We start from the raw sequence: 19383 nt of genomic DNA, 5'->3' as shown, positions 1-19383 counted from the left end.
TACCTTGCGGCGTTAGTTCGTATTATTGTTGCCTGCCTCAGTTTCGAGGGCGGCAAAGCCCTCGGGCAGGTCGATTTCGTAGAATGTGTACGACAACGTGATCGAATGCACGTGTTTTGCATCCCGGTCCGTGACGATTTCCGGATCGACAAAGAACGTCACCGGCATCTGCACCCGTTCGCCAGGTTCCAGTACCTGTTCGGTGAAACAGAAACAGTCGATCTTGTTAAAGAAGCCACCGGCCTCATAGGGGAAGACATTATAGCTCGCCTGCCCTGCGACCGGATGGTCGGTCGGATTGAAGGCCTCGTAAAATGCCAACCCAGTTTCACCAATGCGAATTTCCATCTCGCGCTCGACCGGCTTGAAGGTCCACGGCATGTCGCGTTCCAGCGACGCATCAAATCTGATCTTGATGGTCTGTTCAAGGATATCGGCTGAGTCAGTAGAGGCCACAACCGTCGTGCCGCCGAACCCCGTGACACGGCAGAACCAGTCGTAGAACGGTACCGACGCCCACGCGAGTGCGCCCATCGTGAAAACCACGGCGACCAGTTGCACAACCGTCTTGCGTGGACCGGAGAGCGCCATCAGTCTTGTCCCTCTGTCGCGGGCACTTGCTCAAAATCGCCGCGCGTGACTTTGACGACGGTCAGGCCAAACACGATCACGACAAACGCCACCAGAGCGAGGCCAACGCCCACATTTCGGCTGAACCGCCGCTCGTGGATCTCGTGGGTTGTACGAATGCTCATCCCCAGCCTCCCATGCCATACGGGCGCAGCAGGGCTTCGATCAGGATCGCGCCGAAATGCACAAACAGATACCAGAGCGACAGCCGGAAAAACGCGCGCTCTACAGCGAAATTATCGGCTTCCGAGGCATCCTCGTCACGCCGCCAGATGCGGATTGCACCGCGCAGGAACATCAGGTTCACGACCACCGATATCGCCAGATAGATCGGCCCACCGATCGCCGAAAAAGCCGCTCCGAGGGCCAGAACGGCCAGTAGAACGGTGTAGACCAGAATATGCTGACGGGTCGCGCGGCGACCGTGCGTCACGGTCAGCATTGGCACGCCTGCATCGTCATAGTCGTTGCGCATGAACAGCGCGAGCGCCCAGAAGTGCGGTGGCGTCCACATGAATACGATCGCGAACATCAGCCAAGGTTCAACCGCCATCGAGCCGGTCGCGGCCAGCCACCCGATAACCGGCGGAAAGGCACCCGCGGCACCGCCGATGACGATGTTCTGAGGCGTCAGCCGCTTGAGCCACATCGAATAAACAACGACATAGAAAAAGATGGTAAAGGCAAGCATGGCCCCGGCCATCACGTTGGTCGCCAGCGTCAGCATCGTAACCGACAACACCGACAGCGCCAGACCAATGGCCAGCGTGTCAGACGCGGTAACCTTGCCGGATGGGATCGGACGCTTGCGGGTACGCTTCATCACGCGGTCGATATCCTCGTCCCACCACATGTTCAGAGCACCCGAGGCACCTCCGCCAAGGGCAATGAACAGGATCGCGCAAAAGCCGACCATTGGATGCACGGGAACCGGAGCGGCGAGCAGGCCGACAAAGGCAGTGAAGACAACCAGCGTCATCACGCGCGGCTTCAGCAGCGCGAAAAAATCGCCAAAGCTGGCCTCGTCCTCGCGGATGGCACTATTGATGCTGACGTCGCTCATCGCGGGTCCCTTGCCGAAACGGGCGGGTATTCCCCGCCCTCTACGTTCAGTTGGATGCCAGCGTCACGCTGCGAGGCGCGCCGGCATATTCTTCGATGGCACCGGTCAGCCATTCGTCATAGACCTCTTGGCTGACGACCTTGACGGTGATCGGCATATAGGCATGGTCCTTGCCGCAAAGTTCCGAACACTGACCAAAGTAGATGCCTTCCTTTTCCGCCGCGAACCACAGTTCGGCCAGACGACCGGGAACCGCATCCTGCTTGACGCCAAAGGCCGGGATAGTCCACGAGTGGATCACATCGGCACCGGTAACCTGCATCACGATGGTCTTGCCGACCGGCACAACAACGGCTGTGTCCGTGGCCAGCAGATATTCGTCCTGCCCATAGCCATATTCTTCGAGCTCGTCACGTTCCAGCTTGAAGCTTTCAAAGCCGAACTCGTGATCGATGTATTCATAGCCCCAATACCACTGGTAGCCGGTCACCTTGATGGTGATGTCACCCTCGGGAATTTCTTGCTGCTTGAACAACACCGGCAGGCTGAATGCGCCGATAAAGATCAGGATCACGATCGGCACGACCGTCCAGGCGACTTCCAGAGGTGAATTGTGGGTGAATTTGGCCGGCGTCGGATTCACGCGGCTGTTGAAACGCACAATCGCATAGATCAGCAGCGCGGTCACAAAGACACAGATCACCGTGATGATCACCAGAATCAACCAGTCCAGAGACTGCAGGTCATGCGCGAGTTCGGTGACTGCGGGCTGAAAGCCTATTGCCCCATCAATCGGCTTGCCGATGATCTCAAGCCCGTCCTGCGCCAGCGCGGGGAGGACCGATAGGGAGGTAAATAGCCCGGCGAGCGAAAAAGCGTTCTTCATGTTCTATCCTGATCGGTTGATCGAATTGTGGGGCGTATACAGGTATGATTCACAGAACGCACCTGCCCCGTTGTATTTGCTGCCTGTAGAAATCATATTCCGCGAAGCAGATAAACCCATCAGATTGCGTCAAACAGCCGCTTTTTTTGATTCAGATCATGTTACGAGGCCAGCCGCACATGCAAAACACACCATTCCGTCCGTTTGAGACCACACTGCCGAGGGACGAAGCGCTGCGCGAACTGCAGGCTGCAACCGATGGCGCCGACGATGGCGAGGTCTTTGCCGAGCGGCGCAAATCGGAGGCGCTGGTGTTTGACGACGGGCGCTTGCGTAGTGCCAGCTATGACGCGTCCGAAGGATTCGGACTGCGCGCAGTGAATGGCGAAGTCACCGGCTATGCCCATTCTACCGAGATGAGCGTCAGTGCACTCAGGCGCGCGGCCCAGACCGCACGGTTGGCCGTCGGTGCTGGTGGTGGCACCATGGCCGACGCGCCCGCACCGACAAATGCGCGACTTTATACTGACGTTGACCCGACAACTGGCCAGCCGTTTCCAGTCAAGATCGATACCCTGCGGGAGATCGACGCCTTCGCTCGCGACCTTGATCCGCGTGTGGTTCAGGTTTCCGCGACACTCGCCGCGACCCTGCAAGAGGTCGAAATACTGCGCCCCGATGGTGTGCAGGTCCGCGATGTGCGCCCGATGACGCGGGTGAATGTGTCAGTCATCGTCGAACAGAATGGCCGTCGCGAAACCGGCAGCGCCGGAGGCGGCGGGCGTGTCGGGCTGGAAGGCTTGATTGATCCGGCAGACTGGCAGGCGAAAGCGCGCGAGGCCCTGCGCGTCGCGCTGGTGAATCTTGATGCGGTTCCGGCCCCGGCTGGAGTCTTGGACGTGGCGCTTGGCCCTGGCTGGCCAGGCATTCTGCTGCACGAGGCCATCGGTCATGGGCTGGAGGGCGACTTTAATCGCAAGGGTGCCAGTGCGTTTGCCGGGCTGATGGGTAAACAGGTCGCCGCGCGGGGTGTTACCGTGCTGGATGACGGTACAATCCCTGATCGGCGCGGCTCGATCACCGTCGATGACGAAGGCACACCGTCGCGACGCAATGTCCTGATCGAAGATGGCACGCTGGTCGGTTACATGCAGGATCGGCAGAATGCCCGGCTGATGGGGGTGCCCGCGACCGGGAACGGGCGGCGCCAAAGTTATGCCCATGCGCCCATGCCTCGCATGACAAACACCTACATGATGGGCGGAGAGGCTGACCCCGCCGAACTGGTTTCCGAGATCAAGGACGGCATTTGGGCCGTCGGATTTGGCGGCGGGCAGGTTGACATAACCAGCGGCAAGTTCGTGTTTTCCTGCACCGAGGCTTATCGTGTTGAAAATGGCAAGGTCGGCGCACCGGTCAAAGGCGCGACGCTGATCGGTGACGGGGCCACCGCCCTCACCCGGATCAGAGGTCTTGGCAATGACATGCAGCTTGATCCCGGCATGGGGAACTGCGGCAAGGAAGGCCAATGGGTTCCGGTCGGCGTCGGCCAGCCAACCGTCCTGATCGGTGGCCTGACGGTGGGCGGTTCTGCGGCCTGACATGACCTCTTATCGATGGCTGTCGGCGGCCCATTCGGGGGCCTGCTAAGCCATTGATGCATTTTCTCGAAAATCCGCAAAGAATTGTCCACGCTTTACGTCCTGTTAACGGACCGGGCGCTACACCGATCTTGCAACAAGGCGGAGCAACGGATGACCGAGGAAAACAATTCTTCCACTCACCCCCCACTCCTACCCACCACGGAAGACCATCGGTTCGCGTGGCTTCGCCTTTTGCGCTCGCGCAGGGTCGGTATCACAACATTCTACCGCCTGTTGGCAGAGCATGGCACAGCGCAGAAGGCGTTGGCCGCGTTGCCCGAAGTGGCGCGCGCCGCCGGGGTTCAGGGCTATGAAATTTGTCCTGCCGGTGTGATAGCAGCCGAAATCAAGGCCGCAAAAGCCGCGCGTGCGCGGCTTTTGTGCCTTGGCGATCCGGACTACCCGGCCCGCTTGACAGAGATTCCCGACGCGCCACCCATGCTCTGGGCTGTTGGCGACACGTCGCTGTTGTCACAGCCGACCGTGGCGCTTGTCGGGGCGCGCAACGCATCGTCGCTGGGTACACGCATGGCGCGGGCGCTGGCGCAAGAACTCGGCGAGAACGGATACTGCGTCGCATCCGGGCTTGCCCGAGGCGTCGACACCGCCGCCCATATCGCCTCGATCGGGACCGGTACTATTGCCGTAATGGCCGGGGGCGTCGATGTCGTATATCCCGCCGAGAATGGTGCGTTGGCACAAGATATCGCAAACACCGGTTTGCTGATTTCGGAACAACCCATGGGCACCACGCCGCAAGCCCGCCATTTTCCCAGCCGAAACCGGATCATTTCAGGGGTGGCACAAGCTGTCGTCGTCGTCGAAGCCGCCGTGAAATCAGGCAGCCTGATCACCGCCCGCGATGCCTTGGATCAAGGGCGCGAAGTGCTCGCGGTACCCGGCCATCCGTTTGATGCCCGCGCCTCGGGATGCAACCTGCTGATCCGCGATGGGGCCACCCTGGTGCGCAACGCGCAGGACGTGATTGCCGCCTTGCCTCAGCTGGCCACCCCGGTCGCGCCGGTGAAACGCGATCTGCTCGACGACCTCCCACCACCACCGCCCGAACGCAGGACCCTGTCGCAGACAGCGAACCTGCATCAGCAGATCTTGTCGCGGCTCGGCCCGTCGCCAGTCGCCGAAGATCAATTGATTCGCGATCTTGACGTATCGGCAGGTCATGTTGGCCCGGCCTTGGTGGATCTGGAACTGGACGGCAAGATTCGGCGGCAATCCGGTGGCCTGCTATCCCTTGGGTCCTGACTTCAGCTCGCGGTTGCGATTGGCAAACTCAGTACTTGCCCATCAGGGCACCAAACAGTCGTCATCACACTAAACCGGGCGGACCTAATTGCCTCACTGAGCGGGGCAACCCGTGCGCCCAAATCACGCGGATTGACAATCAGGTCTTGCACCCCACATCTTGCCTCGCCATAGAACGCGCATCTTTCGCCGCATGAGGTTATTGGGTAAATGCCTGTAGTTGTTGTAGAATCACCAGCCAAAGCAAAGACGATCAACAAATATCTCGGCGATGACTACACGGTTCTGGCGTCCTACGGGCATGTTCGGGACCTGCCGCCCAAGGATGGTTCCGTCGATCCCGAACATGATTTCGAAATGAAATGGGAAGTGGCCAGCGATAGCAAAAAGCACGTCAAGGCCATCGCCGACGCGCTTGCAGAAGACAACGCTCTTATCCTCGCAACCGACCCGGATCGCGAAGGAGAAGCCATCAGCTGGCACCTGCAAGAAGCACTTACCAAGCGGCGATCAATCAAGAAAGACACCGCCGTATCGCGTGTGACGTTCAACGCGATTACCAAGGATGCCGTCACCCAGGCCATGAAAAATCCGCGTCAGGTCGATATGCCGCTGGTCGAGGCCTATCTCGCACGGCGAGCCTTGGATTACCTTGTCGGCTTTAACCTGTCCCCGGTGCTGTGGCGTAAACTGCCCGGTGCCAAATCGGCAGGGCGCGTCCAATCGGTCTGTCTGCGCCTCATCGTCGAGCGCGAAATGGAGATCGAAGCATTCCGTGCCCGCGAATATTGGTCGGTCAAGGCGTTGCTCGCCACGCCGCGCGGACAGCAATTTGAGGCCCGCCTGACGGTTCTCGCCGGCAAGAAACTTGAAAAATTCGACATCGAGAATGAAACGCAGGCGGAGCTGGCAGTTCAGGCGATCAACAGTCGTGATCTGAGCATCACTTCGGTCGAAGCGAAACCGGCGAACCGCAATCCAAGCGCGCCGTTCATGACGTCGACCCTGCAACAGGAAGCCAGCCGCAAGTTCGGCATGGGCGCGCGTCAAGCGATGAGCGTGGCACAGCGGCTCTACGAAGCCGGGCACATTACCTATATGCGGACGGACGGCATCGATATGGCGCCCGAGGCCGTGCATGCAGCGCGCGATGCGATCAAGGATCGCTTTGGAGCAGAATACGTGCCGGACAGCCCGCGCATGTACAAGAACAAAGCCAAGAACGCGCAAGAAGCGCATGAATGTATCCGCCCGACCGATATGACCCAGGACGCCGCCGGGCTGAAACTGACGGATGCGGATCAACGCAAACTCTATGATCTGATCTGGAAGCGAACACTCGCCTGCCAGATGGCCGCCGCTCGGCTCGAGCGGACCACCGTCGATATCGGCAGCAAGGATGGTCAGGTTGAACTGCGCGCCACCGGGCAGGTCATGCTGTTTGACGGGTTTCTGCGTGTCTATGAAGAAGGCCGGGATGACGCGGTCGTTGATGATGATGACAAGCGGTTGCCGCAGATTTCCACCGGTGAGCCCGCCGACAAGCGCAGCGTAACGCCCGAGCAGCATTTCACCCAACCCCCACCCCGCTATACCGAGGCGACTCTGGTCAAGCGGATGGAAGAATTGGGAATCGGGCGGCCCTCGACCTATGCAAGCATCGTCACGACGATTCAGGATCGTGGCTATGTGATCAAGGAAAAGAATAGGCTGATTCCTGAGGATAAAGGTCGGCTGGTGATTGCCTTCTTGCAGAACTATTTCCGCAAGTACGTCGGCTATGACTTTACCGCCGGGCTTGAGGACGAGTTGGATCAGGTCAGTGCTGGCGAATCCGATTACAAGGCCGTGCTCAATCGATTCTGGCGTGATTTTTCCGCCGCGATTGCCGAAACCAGCGAGCTGCGCATCACGGAAGTGCTGGAAAAAATCAACGAGGTGCTGGAGCCACATCTGTTCCCGCCGAACGAAGATGGCACTGATCCCCGCCTCTGCCCCAACTGCGGTGCAGGACGTCTGAGCATGCGGACCGCACGTTCGGGTGGGGCGTTTATCGGGTGCTCGAACTACCCTGAATGCCGCTATACACGTGCGTTTGGACCACCGGGCGCCGAGGACGACGGCGCGATCCCGCCCGACGGCAAGCTGTTGGGCGAAGATGCTGGTGACGAAATTCGCGTCTTCAAGGGACGTTTTGGTCCCTATGTCCAGCGTGGCGCTGTGACGGAAGAAAACAAGAAACCCCCTCGCCAGTCGGTACCCAAAGACTGGCCGCCGGAAGATCTGGAATTGGAGCGCGCCTTGATGCTGCTCTCATTGCCGCGCCAGATCGGCCCTCATCCCGAAGATGGCGTGATGGTCTGGTCCAATATCGGTCGCTATGGCCCCTATCTGAAACATGCCGAAAGCACCTCGGATCGCGGTGGCACCAACGCCAACCTGGAAAGCCTTGACGAGGTATTCACTGTCGGGATGAACCGCGCGGTGCAGCTTCTCGCAGAGAAGGTTGCCAGCCGCGGGCGGCGTGGCGGTGCAGCCAAGACATTGCGTTCGTTGGGGGATCACCCGGACGAAGGTGGGCCGATTGACATCATGGAAGGCAAGTACGGCCCCTATGTGAAATGGGACAAGATCAACGCCACGTTGCCAAAGGAAACGGAGCCGGACGCGCTCACCCTTGAACAGGCCATTGATCTGATTGCCGCAAAAGCTGCGACAAAGGGCAAGCGTAAGAAACCTGCCCCAAAGGCAAAGAAGGCGCCTGCCAAGAAATCCACGGCTAAGAAGAAGACGTCGACATCAAAGAAATCCGCAGCCGAGTAAACTGAAGCACCGCACCGTTCGGCGGGCGCATTTGTTGACTCTATTGCTGCAGCGCGTCAAAACCGCTGCAACACCGCATAAAGGGAGTTTTTCATGAAGAAGGTCTATGACAGCGCCACCGAGGCGCTTGATGGCGTGTTGTTTGACGGCATGCTGATTGCCGCCGGAGGTTTTGGTCTCTGCGGCATTCCGGAACTGCTGATTGCAGCCATCCGGGACGCGGGCACCAAAGATCTGACCGTGGCGTCCAACAACGCTGGCGTGGATGATTTTGGCCTGGGCGTGCTGTTGCAGACCCGTCAGGTCAAAAAGATGATCAGCTCTTACGTCGGTGAAAACGCCGAATTCATGCGCCAGTATCTCTCCGGAGAGCTGGAACTGGAATTCAACCCGCAGGGCACCTTGGCCGAGCGGATGCGCGCCGGCGGCTGTGGCATTCCGGGCTTTTACACCAAGACCGGTGTCGGCACCGTCATTGCCGATGGCAAGGAAAGCAAGGAATTCGATGGCGAGGAATACATCCTCGAGCGCGGCATCGTCGCCGATCTCGCGATCGTCAAGGCGTGGAAAGCAGACGACACCGGCAACCTCGTGTTCCGCAAAAGCGCGCGCAACTTTAACCCGCCCGCCGCGATGTGCGGCAAAATCTGCGTCGCCGAGGTCGAAGAAATCGTGCCGCGTGGCAGCCTGGACCCCGATAACATCCACCTGCCGGGCATCTACGTGCACCGCCTGATCCAGGGCGACCACGAGAAACGCATCGAACAACGCACGACTCGCAAGCGGGAGGACGCATAATGGGCTGGGACCGTAACCAGATGGCCGCACGGGCGGCCGAGGAACTCGAAGACGGCATGTATGTGAACCTCGGCATCGGCATTCCGACGCTGGTGGCGAACTATGTCGGCGACAAGGACATCACCCTGCAATCGGAAAACGGCATGCTCGGCATGGGTCCGTTTCCGTTCGAGGGCGAGGAAGACCCCGACCTGATCAACGCGGGCAAGCAGACGATCACCGAACTGGCACGGACATCGTATTTCGACAGCGCGACCAGCTTTGGCATGATCCGCGGCGGCAAGATCGCGGCGGCGATCCTCGGCGCCATGGAAGTGGCCGAGAACGGTGACCTAGCGAACTGGATGATCCCCGGCAAGCTGGTCAAGGGCATGGGCGGCGCCATGGATCTCGTCGCAGGCGTTGGCCGGGTTGTCGTGGTGATGGATCACACCAACAAGCACGGCGACAGCAAGGTCCTGAAAGAATGCACCCTGCCGTTGACCGGCAAGGCCGTGGTCGATCGCATCATCACCAACCTTGGCGTTCTGGACGTGGTTGAAGGTGGTCTCAAGATCGTCGAGTGCGCCGACGGCGTCACCGAAGAAGAGCTCCGCAACGCGACAGAGGCAACAATCGTCGGCTAGGCGCGTAACGCGGCATCAAGAAATTCAATGTACTCGGCCGGGTAGGAAATTGCCCGGCCGTTTTGTTTATCGGCTTTGTTCTGCGACTCTTCAGTACATTGTGTGAAACACACACCCGTCACTGATCAATTCCGGCGGAGTCGTGCATAGCCCGCTGGCGACCTGAAATGCAGCAAGAACCTTGGGCACGTAGTCGCGGGTTTCGGCATAGGGCGGCACACCCGCGTGGTTCATCACGGAGCCTTCTCCGGCATTGTATCCCGCCAACACCAGGATCGGGTCATTGTCGAATTTGCCCATCAACCAGTCGAGGTATTTCACACCTCCCGCAATATTGTCTGACGGAACCATGCTGTCTGTCACACCAAATCGCGCCGCCGTAGCAGGCATCAATTGCATTAACCCCTGCGCTCCGGCGTGGCTTGTTACGCTGGCACGGCCAGAGGATTCGACCGCGATCACTGCCAGCACCAGCGCGGGTGACACACGCGTACCGACGGTCGAACGCAAAATGGAGACCCCCTGCGCCTTGGCGATGTCTTGCATGGCCTGCAACCGTGGGGCCGAAATCTCTCCGGCCGTGTTCAACGTGATCAGGGCTTCATTCAACCGGCCCGGTCCGGTTTGGGCGATCGCAGGTGAAATACGATCCCAGAACCATGTGTATTTGCCGATGGGTTCAGCAGGCGACAGCGGTGCCTTTGCGGCTGGTTTGGGTTTTGCGGTTGGTGGAGGCGGTGGCCGCCGTTGTTCATTGGGATCAATCTGAATGGTGATGCGCTTCTCGGTGCCCGGTTTGGGAGGTTTGACCCTCCGCGCCTTGAATTCCTGAAACTGTCGCGGAGCGGTCCGGGTTTGGGTTTCAGGTTTCGCGACGTCGGCTGGGGCCTCGGATGACAGATCGGTTTCTGCCACGTCTGTCGATGCATCCCGAAACACCAATCGCTCGGCGACGGCGATCACGGGATATTGAAGGACCAGCGCCAGAATCGGTGCGATCAGCACACGCCTGTTCATTTGCTCAACTCACTGCTCATTTTTTGGGAGAATGTTCACCGCAACGTCACACAACGCCAGCCTTGATCTCCGGAATCTGTCATTTTTGCCCGATTTGACTCCGATTTGCATCGCCTTCAGGTCGTTCGAAAATCTCTGAAGAACCAGTTAATGCCTGTGATTCAAGTGGTTGCAGGCGTCATAAAGGGAAAATTAACCACCTCCGGCAAAATCTATGGTTCGCCCAATTCCTGACATTGGGCATTGATTAAGTGTTTCTACACAACGGCAGACTGGGGCCAGGTGAGAGACGGCCCACCGAAAGGATGCTGGTTGCTGTGAATTTTAGTGATCCTTTGGAGGGACAAAACGATGATCAAACTCTTGAAGAGCTTTCGCAAAGACGAAGATGGCGCCGTGACTGTTGACTGGGTTGTGCTGACCGCAGCAGTTGTTGCCTTGGCAGGCGCCGCCTATACCGCCATCGAAACCGGGTCGCAGACGCTGACGGCGTCAACCGGGGCGTTCATTATCGATCAGGCCCCGACAGCAGACGAAGAATAGGTGCCTGACGGCCAGTGACAGTCGAGGAGCCGCCGCCAGAAGAACGGCGGCGGTTCCCTGATTTTCAGGAACTTTGACCGATCGCTTTGGCTCATCTCCCTCGTTCTGTAATTCCGTTAGAACAGTTCCAAGTATGAGCGAGTCAAGAGAATCGGGATGACCGCAACCCATCGATTATGCCCATCACAGCGTGTTTGCGGCACCATATCGGAGAAAATTTTCTGAAAAACTGAAAAAAAACCTTCAAAAGCATTAAAATGGTGGATTGTAGTCAAATTGCTGCCTTATTCCGCCGCTTTATTGGAGTCAGTCAAATGAAGCTCCGAACCGTTTGAATGAAAGCACACACAAATGGCGCGGATGCGAACTCTAACAGTGATCCTTTGAAGGGACAAAGCCATGATCAGACTGTTCAAGAACTTCCGCAAGGACGAAAGCGGCGCGGTCACTGTTGACTGGGTTGTGTTGACTGCAGCTGTCGTAGCGCTTGCTGGCGCTGCATACGTTGCAATCGAAGGCGGAACTTCGACCTTGTCGACCGCCATTCAAAATGAACTTAACGACATTTCGCCGGATTCCGATGGCGCCGGTGGCGGTGGTAGCAGCGGCGGCAGCGGCAGCGGCGGCTAATCAACAAATAAATGACAACAGATTATGTGGGGGCTGCGTCTTTTACGTAAGGCGCGGCCCTTTTGCAAAAGGCCCGCCGCAGCAAACCATGGGGTTTCCATGCGAAACAAACTTTATAAGGCCTTTCAGGACGAAAGCGGCGCGGTCACTGTCGATTGGATTGTCCTGACAGCCGCAGTTGTCGCATTGGCGATTGTGGCTTTTGCATCTTTGCAATCCGCCTCCGGCGGCGTCGGGGACAGTCTGGGCAACTATCTTTCGACGATAGAGGTGAACGCCGACTAGACCTTCACTGAGCCCTTTTGCATCAGATATGTGTCGAATGTGACGCAATATTCGTCACGGCTCGTGATACAATCTTTGTAAATCAGACCGATCATGCATAAATAGATGCGGTTGATGACAAGAGCTGTCGGTTCTTGGAAAGGTCGAAACAATGCGCGCGATATTTGGATTGGTTCTGATAGTCGGCATCGTCCTGGCGGGCGGTGCGGTTATGATGGCCAAGAAATACATCTCGGCCTATCAGGTCGAGTTGCAGAAAGAGAGGCAGGCGCGCGCCGCTGTCGTTCCGACTGTTTCAGTTTATGTCGCATCCCATCCGCTGAAATATGGCGAAGTGCTGAAGCAGGATGACGTGCGCAAGGTCATCTGGCCCGCGAACGCCATCCCAAAGGGAGCATTCACCGACATCGACAAGCTGTTTCCGCCGGAGATAAGCGACAATCGCGTGGTTCTGCGTGCCATGGAACAGGACGAGGCGATTCTTGCGCTCAAGGTGACCGAACCTGGCGAGGATGCCGGTCTGACGTCGCGTCTGGCACGTGGTATGCGCGCCTTTGCCATCCGGGTTGACGTGGCCTCTGGCGTGTCCGGCTTCCTGCGCCCCGGCGACCGCGTCGATGTGTATTGGACGGGCAGTGTCAACGGCAACATCGAAGGTATTCGCGGCGACGTCACCCGTCTGATCGAAGCCAACGTCACTTTGATTGCCGTCGACCAAAGCGCAAGCGGTGATCTCGACGGAGCCACCATCGCCCGAACCGTCACCGTCGCCGCGCGTCCTGAACAGGTGGCCGGACTGGCGCAAGCACAATCAACCGGAAGGTTGTCATTGTCCTTGGTCGGAGCGCGAGACGACACGATTGCCTCGGCGATCGAGGTCAATCAACGCTCGCTTCTGGGACTTGGCGCCATCGAAGCCGCACCTCAGCAGGTCGAAGAAGAGGTTTGCACCATCCGCACCCGCCGCGGTGCCGAAGTGATGGATATTCCGATACCCTGCACAAACTAGTGTATTCGCAACATCTTAGACGAAAATGGACGCCCCTCGTGCAGGTCGGCCAAAAAATGTTTGTTGCCGGATATCCACATTCGGAAGATGACGGAAACCATTGATTCTTGAAATAAAATAGGAACTGGCGCACAGTGTCTCAAATTTCGGGCAACAAGACCCGGCAATGAGGCGTGATCGGAGAGGCAGGTCACATGAAATTCGAAGAATTCCTGAAGGCGGCTGTCTTAGGGGTTGCGCTGTCCTGCACGGCTCTGGGCAGCTCGCTTCATGCCGAGTCTCTGACTGTTGTCAAGAACGGCGCAGAGACCACGCTGGACATTCCGATGAATCGCGCAATCGTGGTCGAGAGCGATGTGCCGTTTGCCGAGCTTAGCATCGCGAATCCGGGTATCGCCGATATTTCGTCGCTGTCGGATCGGACGATTTATGTGCTTGGCAAATCTCCTGGTTTGACAACGCTCACCTTGCTGGATGCGACGGGGCGGCTGATCACCAATGTGAATGTAAAGGTCGCGGCCGACGTTACCGAGTTCAAGGAACGGCTGCGCCAGATCCTGCCCGGCGAAAAGATCGAAGTACGGACAGCCAACGACGGAATCGTCCTTTCGGGCGTGGTTTCAAGTTCGGCACGCTTGCAGCGCGCCCTTGACCTCGCCGAGCGATACGCTCCGGAACGTGTCTCGAACCTGATGAGTGTCGGTGGCGTTCAGCAGGTGATGCTGAAAGTTCGATTTGCCGAAATGCAGCGTTCCGTTTCAAAGTCGCTCAGTTCTTCGCTGGGCTTCAACGGATCAATCTTTGGCGGCGATACCGGTTTGAATGGCGGCATCGGCACGCTTAACAATCAAGGTGCATTGACAAATGCGATGGCCGGCAACATTCCCATCGCGAACGATAACACCGGGGCGATACTGTTCGGGTTCAACGCCGGATCGGTCCAGGTTGGCCTGTTGATTGAAGCGTTGGAACAGAAAGGTGTCGTGCGCACCCTTGCCGAACCAAATCTGAGCGCACTTTCCGGTCAGGAGGCCAAGTTTCTCGCAGGCGGCGAGTTTCCGATCCCCGTTGCGCAGCGGGATGGCCTGTTCTCGGTCGAATACAAACCTTTTGGTATCGAGTTGAACTTTGTGCCCCGCGTCGTCGACAAGGGTGTGATCAATCTCGAATTGATGGCGGCTGTTTCCGATATCGACCCGACCCAAGGCGCAATCATCAACGACCTGACGGTCCCCGCCTTTTCCCGGCGCGAAACATCAACGACGGTTGAGATGCGCGATGGTGAGAGTTTCGCAATCGCCGGGCTGATTCAGGATGAATTCCTAGACAATGCGGCACAGATGCCTTGGTTGGGTGACGTTCCGGTGCTCGGCGCCCTTTTCCGCAGCGCGGAATACGAACGCAAGCAAACCGAACTCGTCATTATCGTCACCGCGCATCTTGTTTCGCCAACCCTCGGCGAGGCGCTGGCCTTGCCAACGGACCGGATCACACCGCCAAGCGAAAGTGACCTGTTCCTGTTTGGCAGGATGAGCAGGGACTCAAGCGGCGCGGATAGCGGCGCACAAGAAGTCGCAAAGCAGGATTTCAGTGGCTCTTACGGCTATGTGATGGACTAGGCGGAAGGACAGGACCATGAGAGAATTGATCCTATTGGCCGGACTGGCCGCCGTGCTTTCCGGATGCGACGAACCCGCCGGTGACTTTGTGACGACCGGTGATTTTGGGCAAGCCACCAAGAACAATTCGTTGGTGATGCAAGGTGAGCTGAGCTATGCAGTCGCGTTGAACGAACGATTTTCTCGCGAAATCCCGACCACGGTGAATTTCGCCTTCAACAGCGACGTGCTCGACGCGACGGCGCATCAGATTCTGGACCGGCAGGCGGATTGGATCCGTCAGTTCCCCGAGGTTCGGTTCAATGTCTACGGATACACTGATCTCGTCGGGTCCGCCTCCTACAACTATGGGCTTGGTGAACGGCGCGCCCGTGCGGTTGTCCGATATCTCTCAACCCGCGGCATCAGTGCCTCGCGATTGCAAGCGCTTGTCTCTTATGGGGAAACCAGACCGTTGATCGATACGCCGACGCCGGAACGCGCGAACCGGCGCAGCGTGACCGAGGTGGGCGGTTTCCTGTCCCGTCACCCCACGCTGCTGGATGGCAAATATGCCGAGGTGGTTTACCGCGAGTACATCGAGAGCGCACAACCGGTCGACGGGTTGACCAGACGCAACAACACTGGCGGTTTTGGCGACATACAATAGTTCGATTTTTCAGGGATCGTGTCCGGTTTTCCAACAATTGGGTTTTTTTGGCCTAACTCTCGCCTAGATTATCAGCAATATTCAATATCACTAGGTGAGGTGCGTCCGGTTCCGGGGGCACGCTGGTGACGTCGGGGCGGCAGACACGGAGAGACATTCCGCATTGCGCCCTGATCACAGTCGCAACGTAAGGATCACGGCAATGAGCAGTCGCATGCCACAAACCGAAACGAACCCGATCGTGGCATGCACGGTCAGCAGGGATGTTCAGAACTTCGATCTGCTGATCGAGGATATGGAAGCTGCACTTGGCGAAAGCTGGGGGGATTTGGGGTTTGCCGAGGCGCTGACTTTTCTGAATCAGCCGGATGCGGAATCGCTCAATTTTCTGGCGTTGGCATTGGACGCGCGTGACGAAGATAATCTGGCACTCGTCGGGGAAGTCATCACGCAGGCCAAGGCCAAGGGGCTGCGCGTGATCCTGATCGCCGAGGACGTAACGCCCGCATCCCTGCACCAATTGCTGCGACAGGGGGCGGACGAGTTCGTGCCCTACCCACTTCCTGAAAACGAACTGCAATCTGCCATTGATCGCTTGAACGCACCGCCTCCGCAGGCGGACCCCGTGCGTCAACACAAGACGCATTTACAATCCGGCACCTCGCGTGAAGGGGCCGTTATCGTCGTCCATGGCCTCGCCGGTGGCGTCGGGTCGACAACGCTTGCGGTGAATCTCGCGTGGGAGTTGGCAACAACCGGCGGCGAAGATGCACCCAGCGTCTGCCTGCTTGATCTCGACCTGCAGTTCGGCACGATCGCCACCTATCTCGATCTGCCGCGCCGCGAAGCCATTCTTGAAATGCTGACGGACACCGAGAACATGGACGAAGAGGTGTTCGGTTATGCATTGCAGAGTTTTGAGAATAAGTTGCAGGTGCTGACGGCGCCTTCGGACATCGTTCCGCTAGACATCGTTTCAAACGAGGACATCGAACGAGTCATTTCGCTCGCGCGCAGCCATTTCGACTATGTCATCATCGACATGCCCTCAACACTGGTACAATGGACGGAAACCGTGTTGCAGGCCGCCCATGTCTATTTTGCCTTGATCGAGCTCGACATGCGGTCCGCTCAGAACGCGCTGCGGATGAAGCGCGCGCTACAATCCGAGGACCTGCCGATACAAAAGCTGCGCTTTGCCTTGAATCGCGCACCAAAGTTCACAGATCTGTCTGGTAAGGGCCGGGTCAAGCGGATGGCGGAAAGCCTGAGTATCTCGATTGACCTGCAATTGCCCGAAGGTGGCAAACAGGTTACGCAATGTGGCGACCACGGCAATCCGTTGGCTTTGTCCGCCGCTAAGAACCCGCTGCGCAAGGAAATTGCCAAACTTGCGCAATCCCTGCATCAACTTGGCCAGGCCGAAGCTGAAGCTGCTTGATAATCAGGAGGACTGACGCGCATGTTTTCCAAATATAAAAAGCCGAATGCGGCCAAAAGGCCATCAAAACCAACGGCAAAGGTCACCAACCTCGCCGACGCCAAGCCGGAATCCGTGATCGCGCCCAGGGCACAGGCCGTTTCGCTGCGGCGACCGATGCCGACCAAGCCCGCCAAAGCCGGGATGCCGGACAAGGATCGCAAACGCAAAGAGCGGCTGGGCGAGATCAAGATCGAACTGCACCGCTCGCTTCTGGACAATCTCAACCTCGCCGCGCTGGATCGGGCAAGCGAAGCGGAACTGCGAAACGAAATCGGCAGCATCGCCGGTGAAATCCTCGATGAACAGGGTATTGTCCTCAATCGTGAGGATCGGCAAACGCTGAACAAGGAACTTTATGACGAGGTCCGAGGTCTTGGCCCGCTGGAAGCCTTGCTGCAGGACGACACGATCAACGATATCCTTGTGAATGGGCCACAGCAGGTCTTTGTCGAACGGGACGGCAGGCTCGAACTCAGCGAGGTCACCTTTAAGGACGAGCGCCACCTGCTCCGGATCATTGACAAGATCGTCAGCGCCGTTGGCCGCCGAGTCGATGAATCCAACCCATATGTCGATGCGCGGCTTGCCGACGGCTCTCGCTTTAACGCGATGGTGCCACCGATCGCCGTGGATGGCAGCCTTGTGTCAATCCGGAAATTCCGAAAGGACAAGCTCGGAATTGACGACCTGGTGAACTACGGCGCCTTTTCCGAGGAAATGGCTGCATACCTGCAAGCTGCCGTGGCGACGAGGCTGAACATCATCGTGTCAGGCGGCACCGGCTCGGGCAAGACCACCACACTCAACGCGCTGTCGTCCTTTATAGACAACTCCGAACGTATCCTGACGATCGAGGACACTGCCGAGCTTCAGCTTCAGCAAACCCATGTCGGTCGGATGGAAAGCCGGCCGCCGAACGTTGAGGGCAAGGGCGAAGTCAGCCCTCGTGATTGTCTGAAGAACGCGTTGCGGATGCGTCCGGATCGGATCATTGTCGGCGAAACCCGCGGCGAGGAGGTCATCGACATGCTGCAGGCCATGAACACCGGTCATGATGGTTCGATGACGACGATCCACGCGAACAGTTCACGCGACGGTATCAGCCGACTGGAAAACATGATCGCCATGGCCGGTATCGAAATGCCGCTAAAGGCCGTGCGCAGCCAGATATCGTCTGCCGTCAACGTAATAGTACAGACATCGCGTCTGCAGGATGGCAGCCGTCGCATGACCTCGATCACCGAAATCACGGGGATGGAGGGCGATGTGATTTCGATGCAGGAACTGTTCAAGTACCAGCGTGTCGGCCTGACACCGGACAACAAAATCGTCGGCCATTTCACAGCCACCGGAGTGCGCAGCAACTTTTCGGAACGCTTCCGGATGTGGGGCTATGATCTGCCAACGGCCATTTACGAACCCACGGTGATGGAGAGCTTCTGATGCAGATCAGCGCCGAACCGATCATCTACGGCCTGATCTTTATCGGTGTACTGTTTCTGGTCGAAGGCATCTATCTGGTGGCCTTCGGCAAGTCCATCAGCCTGAACAGCAAGGTCAACCGCCGGCTCGAGATGCTGGACAAAGGTGCCGGGCGCGAACAAGTGCTCGAACAGCTGCGCAAGGAAATGCAGCAGCACATGCGATCGCGGTCCATCCCGCTGTATTCATTGCTGGCGGACAAGGCGCAAAAGGCTGCCATTGCCTTTACGCCTAGGCAGCTGGTCATGATCATGGCCGCCCTCGCCGTGATCGCCTTTATCGGGCTGAGTATCGGCACAGCGGCGGATACGGGCGTGCGGGTCGTGGCATCTATCGTGATCGGCGTCGGTGCGGTCTATTTTTGGGTCAACTCCAAAGCCAAGAAGCGGCTGGCAATGATCGAAGAACAGTTGCCTGACGCCGTTGAATTGATGGTGCGCAGCCTGCGCGTCGGACATCCCTTTTCCTCGGCGGTTTCCATTGTCGCGAAGGAAATAGAGGACCCGCTGGCAACCGAGTTTGGCATTATCGCAGATGAAAACGCTTATGGCCGGGACATCGGTGAGGCGCTCAAGGAAATGGCTGAACGTCTGGATATGCAGGATTTGCGCTTCCTTTCGGTCGCAGTCTCGATCCAGCAGCAATCAGGCGGCAATCTGGCCGAGATCCTCGCCGGTCTCGCCAAGGTGATCCGCGCACGATTCCGTCTGTTCCGCCGGGTCAACGCAATCACCGCCGAAGCGAAATGGTCGGGCAAGTTCCTGTCGGGGTTTCCAGTTTTCTGCCTGATTGCAATCACGCTGAAAGATCCGCAGTATTATGATCAGGTCGTAGATCATCCTTGGTTCATACCGGCATGCTTTGTTGTCGGCCTGTTGCTGATAGCGAACCTGATCGTGATGCGCATTCTGACTGACATCAAGGTATAGCGAGG

19 protein-coding genes are annotated in these 19383 nt (G+C 58.0%); 14 read left to right on the top strand and 5 right to left on the bottom strand.

Annotated elements, in window-relative coordinates; all coding sequences use genetic code 11:
* Positions 1-12: 12 nt before the first annotated feature.
* From ABJO75_RS22780 to coxB, 4 genes are read right to left on the bottom strand one after another with little or no spacing between them, the layout of a single operon-like run.
* Positions 13-591, bottom strand: a complete 579-nt coding sequence (locus tag ABJO75_RS22780; RefSeq protein WP_348126236.1) for a cytochrome c oxidase assembly protein — start codon at positions 589-591, stop codon at positions 13-15.
* Entirely contained in the window at positions 591-755 is a 165-nt protein-coding gene (locus tag ABJO75_RS22775) for a hypothetical protein (protein WP_348126234.1), read from the bottom strand. Before ABJO75_RS22775 ends, ABJO75_RS22780 begins: the two co-directional genes overlap by 1 nt.
* Positions 752-1693: a heme o synthase gene (gene cyoE / locus ABJO75_RS22770; protein ID WP_348126232.1), complete on the bottom strand. Its 942-nt coding sequence runs from the start codon at positions 1691-1693 to the stop codon at positions 752-754. The genes ABJO75_RS22775 and cyoE overlap by 4 nt, the downstream gene beginning before the upstream one ends.
* Before the next feature lie 46 nt (positions 1694-1739).
* Complete coding sequence (gene coxB, locus ABJO75_RS22765) at positions 1740-2579, bottom strand: cytochrome c oxidase subunit II (protein WP_348126230.1); 840 nt, start codon at positions 2577-2579, stop codon at positions 1740-1742.
* A 179-nt stretch (positions 2580-2758) separates the two neighbouring features.
* Between coxB and tldD the strand changes: the two genes are divergently transcribed.
* From tldD to ABJO75_RS22740, 5 genes are all read left to right on the top strand, one after another.
* Positions 2759-4180 carry a metalloprotease TldD gene (gene tldD / locus ABJO75_RS22760; RefSeq protein ID WP_348126229.1) on the top strand — a complete coding sequence of 474 codons (1422 nt, stop codon included), beginning with the start codon at positions 2759-2761 and terminating at the stop codon, positions 4178-4180.
* Between the two features lie 153 nt (positions 4181-4333).
* Positions 4334-5485 carry a DNA-processing protein DprA gene (gene dprA, locus ABJO75_RS22755; protein ID WP_348126227.1) on the top strand — a complete coding sequence of 384 codons (1152 nt, stop codon included), beginning with the start codon at positions 4334-4336 and terminating at the stop codon, positions 5483-5485.
* A 210-nt stretch (positions 5486-5695) separates the two neighbouring features.
* The gene (gene topA / locus ABJO75_RS22750; protein ID WP_348126225.1) at positions 5696-8308 is read left to right on the top strand and encodes a type I DNA topoisomerase; all 2613 of its coding nucleotides are present in this window, start codon (positions 5696-5698) and stop codon (positions 8306-8308) included.
* Between the two features lie 93 nt (positions 8309-8401).
* A complete protein-coding gene (locus tag ABJO75_RS22745; protein WP_348126223.1) occupies positions 8402-9106 on the top strand; it encodes a CoA transferase subunit A in 705 nt (234 codons plus the stop codon).
* Positions 9106-9732 carry a 3-oxoacid CoA-transferase subunit B gene (locus ABJO75_RS22740; RefSeq protein WP_348126222.1) on the top strand — a complete coding sequence of 209 codons (627 nt, stop codon included), beginning with the start codon at positions 9106-9108 and terminating at the stop codon, positions 9730-9732. Before ABJO75_RS22745 ends, ABJO75_RS22740 begins: the two co-directional genes overlap by 1 nt.
* A gap of 90 nt (positions 9733-9822) precedes the next feature.
* Here ABJO75_RS22740 and ABJO75_RS22735 read toward each other — a convergent pair whose 3' ends face one another.
* Positions 9823-10749, bottom strand: a complete 927-nt coding sequence (locus ABJO75_RS22735) for a lytic transglycosylase domain-containing protein (RefSeq protein WP_348126220.1) — start codon at positions 10747-10749, stop codon at positions 9823-9825.
* Positions 10750-11100: 351 nt separating this feature from the next.
* On the opposite strand from ABJO75_RS22735, the gene ABJO75_RS22730 reads away from it, so the two are divergent.
* From ABJO75_RS22730 to ABJO75_RS22690, 9 genes are all read left to right on the top strand, one after another.
* Positions 11101-11292, top strand: coding sequence for a hypothetical protein (locus ABJO75_RS22730; RefSeq protein ID WP_348126218.1), 192 nt, complete (start codon positions 11101-11103; stop codon positions 11290-11292).
* Positions 11293-11691: 399 nt separating this feature from the next.
* The gene (locus ABJO75_RS22725) at positions 11692-11922 is read left to right on the top strand and encodes a hypothetical protein (protein WP_348126216.1); all 231 of its coding nucleotides are present in this window, start codon (positions 11692-11694) and stop codon (positions 11920-11922) included.
* 99 nt (positions 11923-12021) lie between these two features.
* Entirely contained in the window at positions 12022-12207 is a 186-nt protein-coding gene (locus ABJO75_RS22720; RefSeq protein ID WP_348126214.1) for a hypothetical protein, read from the top strand.
* A gap of 151 nt (positions 12208-12358) precedes the next feature.
* On the top strand, positions 12359-13216 hold the full coding sequence (gene cpaB / locus ABJO75_RS22715) for a Flp pilus assembly protein CpaB (protein WP_348126213.1): 858 nt from the start codon (positions 12359-12361) through the stop codon (positions 13214-13216).
* A gap of 194 nt (positions 13217-13410) precedes the next feature.
* On the top strand, positions 13411-14835 hold the full coding sequence (locus tag ABJO75_RS22710) for a type II and III secretion system protein family protein (protein ID WP_348126211.1): 1425 nt from the start codon (positions 13411-13413) through the stop codon (positions 14833-14835).
* A 16-nt stretch (positions 14836-14851) separates the two neighbouring features.
* Positions 14852-15484, top strand: coding sequence for an OmpA family protein (locus ABJO75_RS22705; RefSeq protein WP_348126209.1), 633 nt, complete (start codon positions 14852-14854; stop codon positions 15482-15484).
* Between the two features lie 202 nt (positions 15485-15686).
* Positions 15687-16925, top strand: coding sequence for an AAA family ATPase (locus ABJO75_RS22700; protein ID WP_348126207.1), 1239 nt, complete (start codon positions 15687-15689; stop codon positions 16923-16925).
* Between the two features lie 21 nt (positions 16926-16946).
* The gene (locus tag ABJO75_RS22695) at positions 16947-18410 is read left to right on the top strand and encodes a CpaF family protein (protein ID WP_348126205.1); all 1464 of its coding nucleotides are present in this window, start codon (positions 16947-16949) and stop codon (positions 18408-18410) included.
* Entirely contained in the window at positions 18410-19378 is a 969-nt protein-coding gene (locus ABJO75_RS22690) for a type II secretion system F family protein (protein ID WP_348126203.1), read from the top strand. Before ABJO75_RS22695 ends, ABJO75_RS22690 begins: the two co-directional genes overlap by 1 nt.
* The last annotated feature ends 5 nt before the right edge of the window (positions 19379-19383 follow it).

The organism is Sedimentitalea sp. (genome assembly GCF_039973035.1).
GTDB lineage: Bacteria > Pseudomonadota > Alphaproteobacteria > Rhodobacterales > Rhodobacteraceae > Sedimentitalea.
Note: the sequence above shows the minus strand (reverse complement) of the source record. Positions and strands in the feature narration are given on the sequence as shown.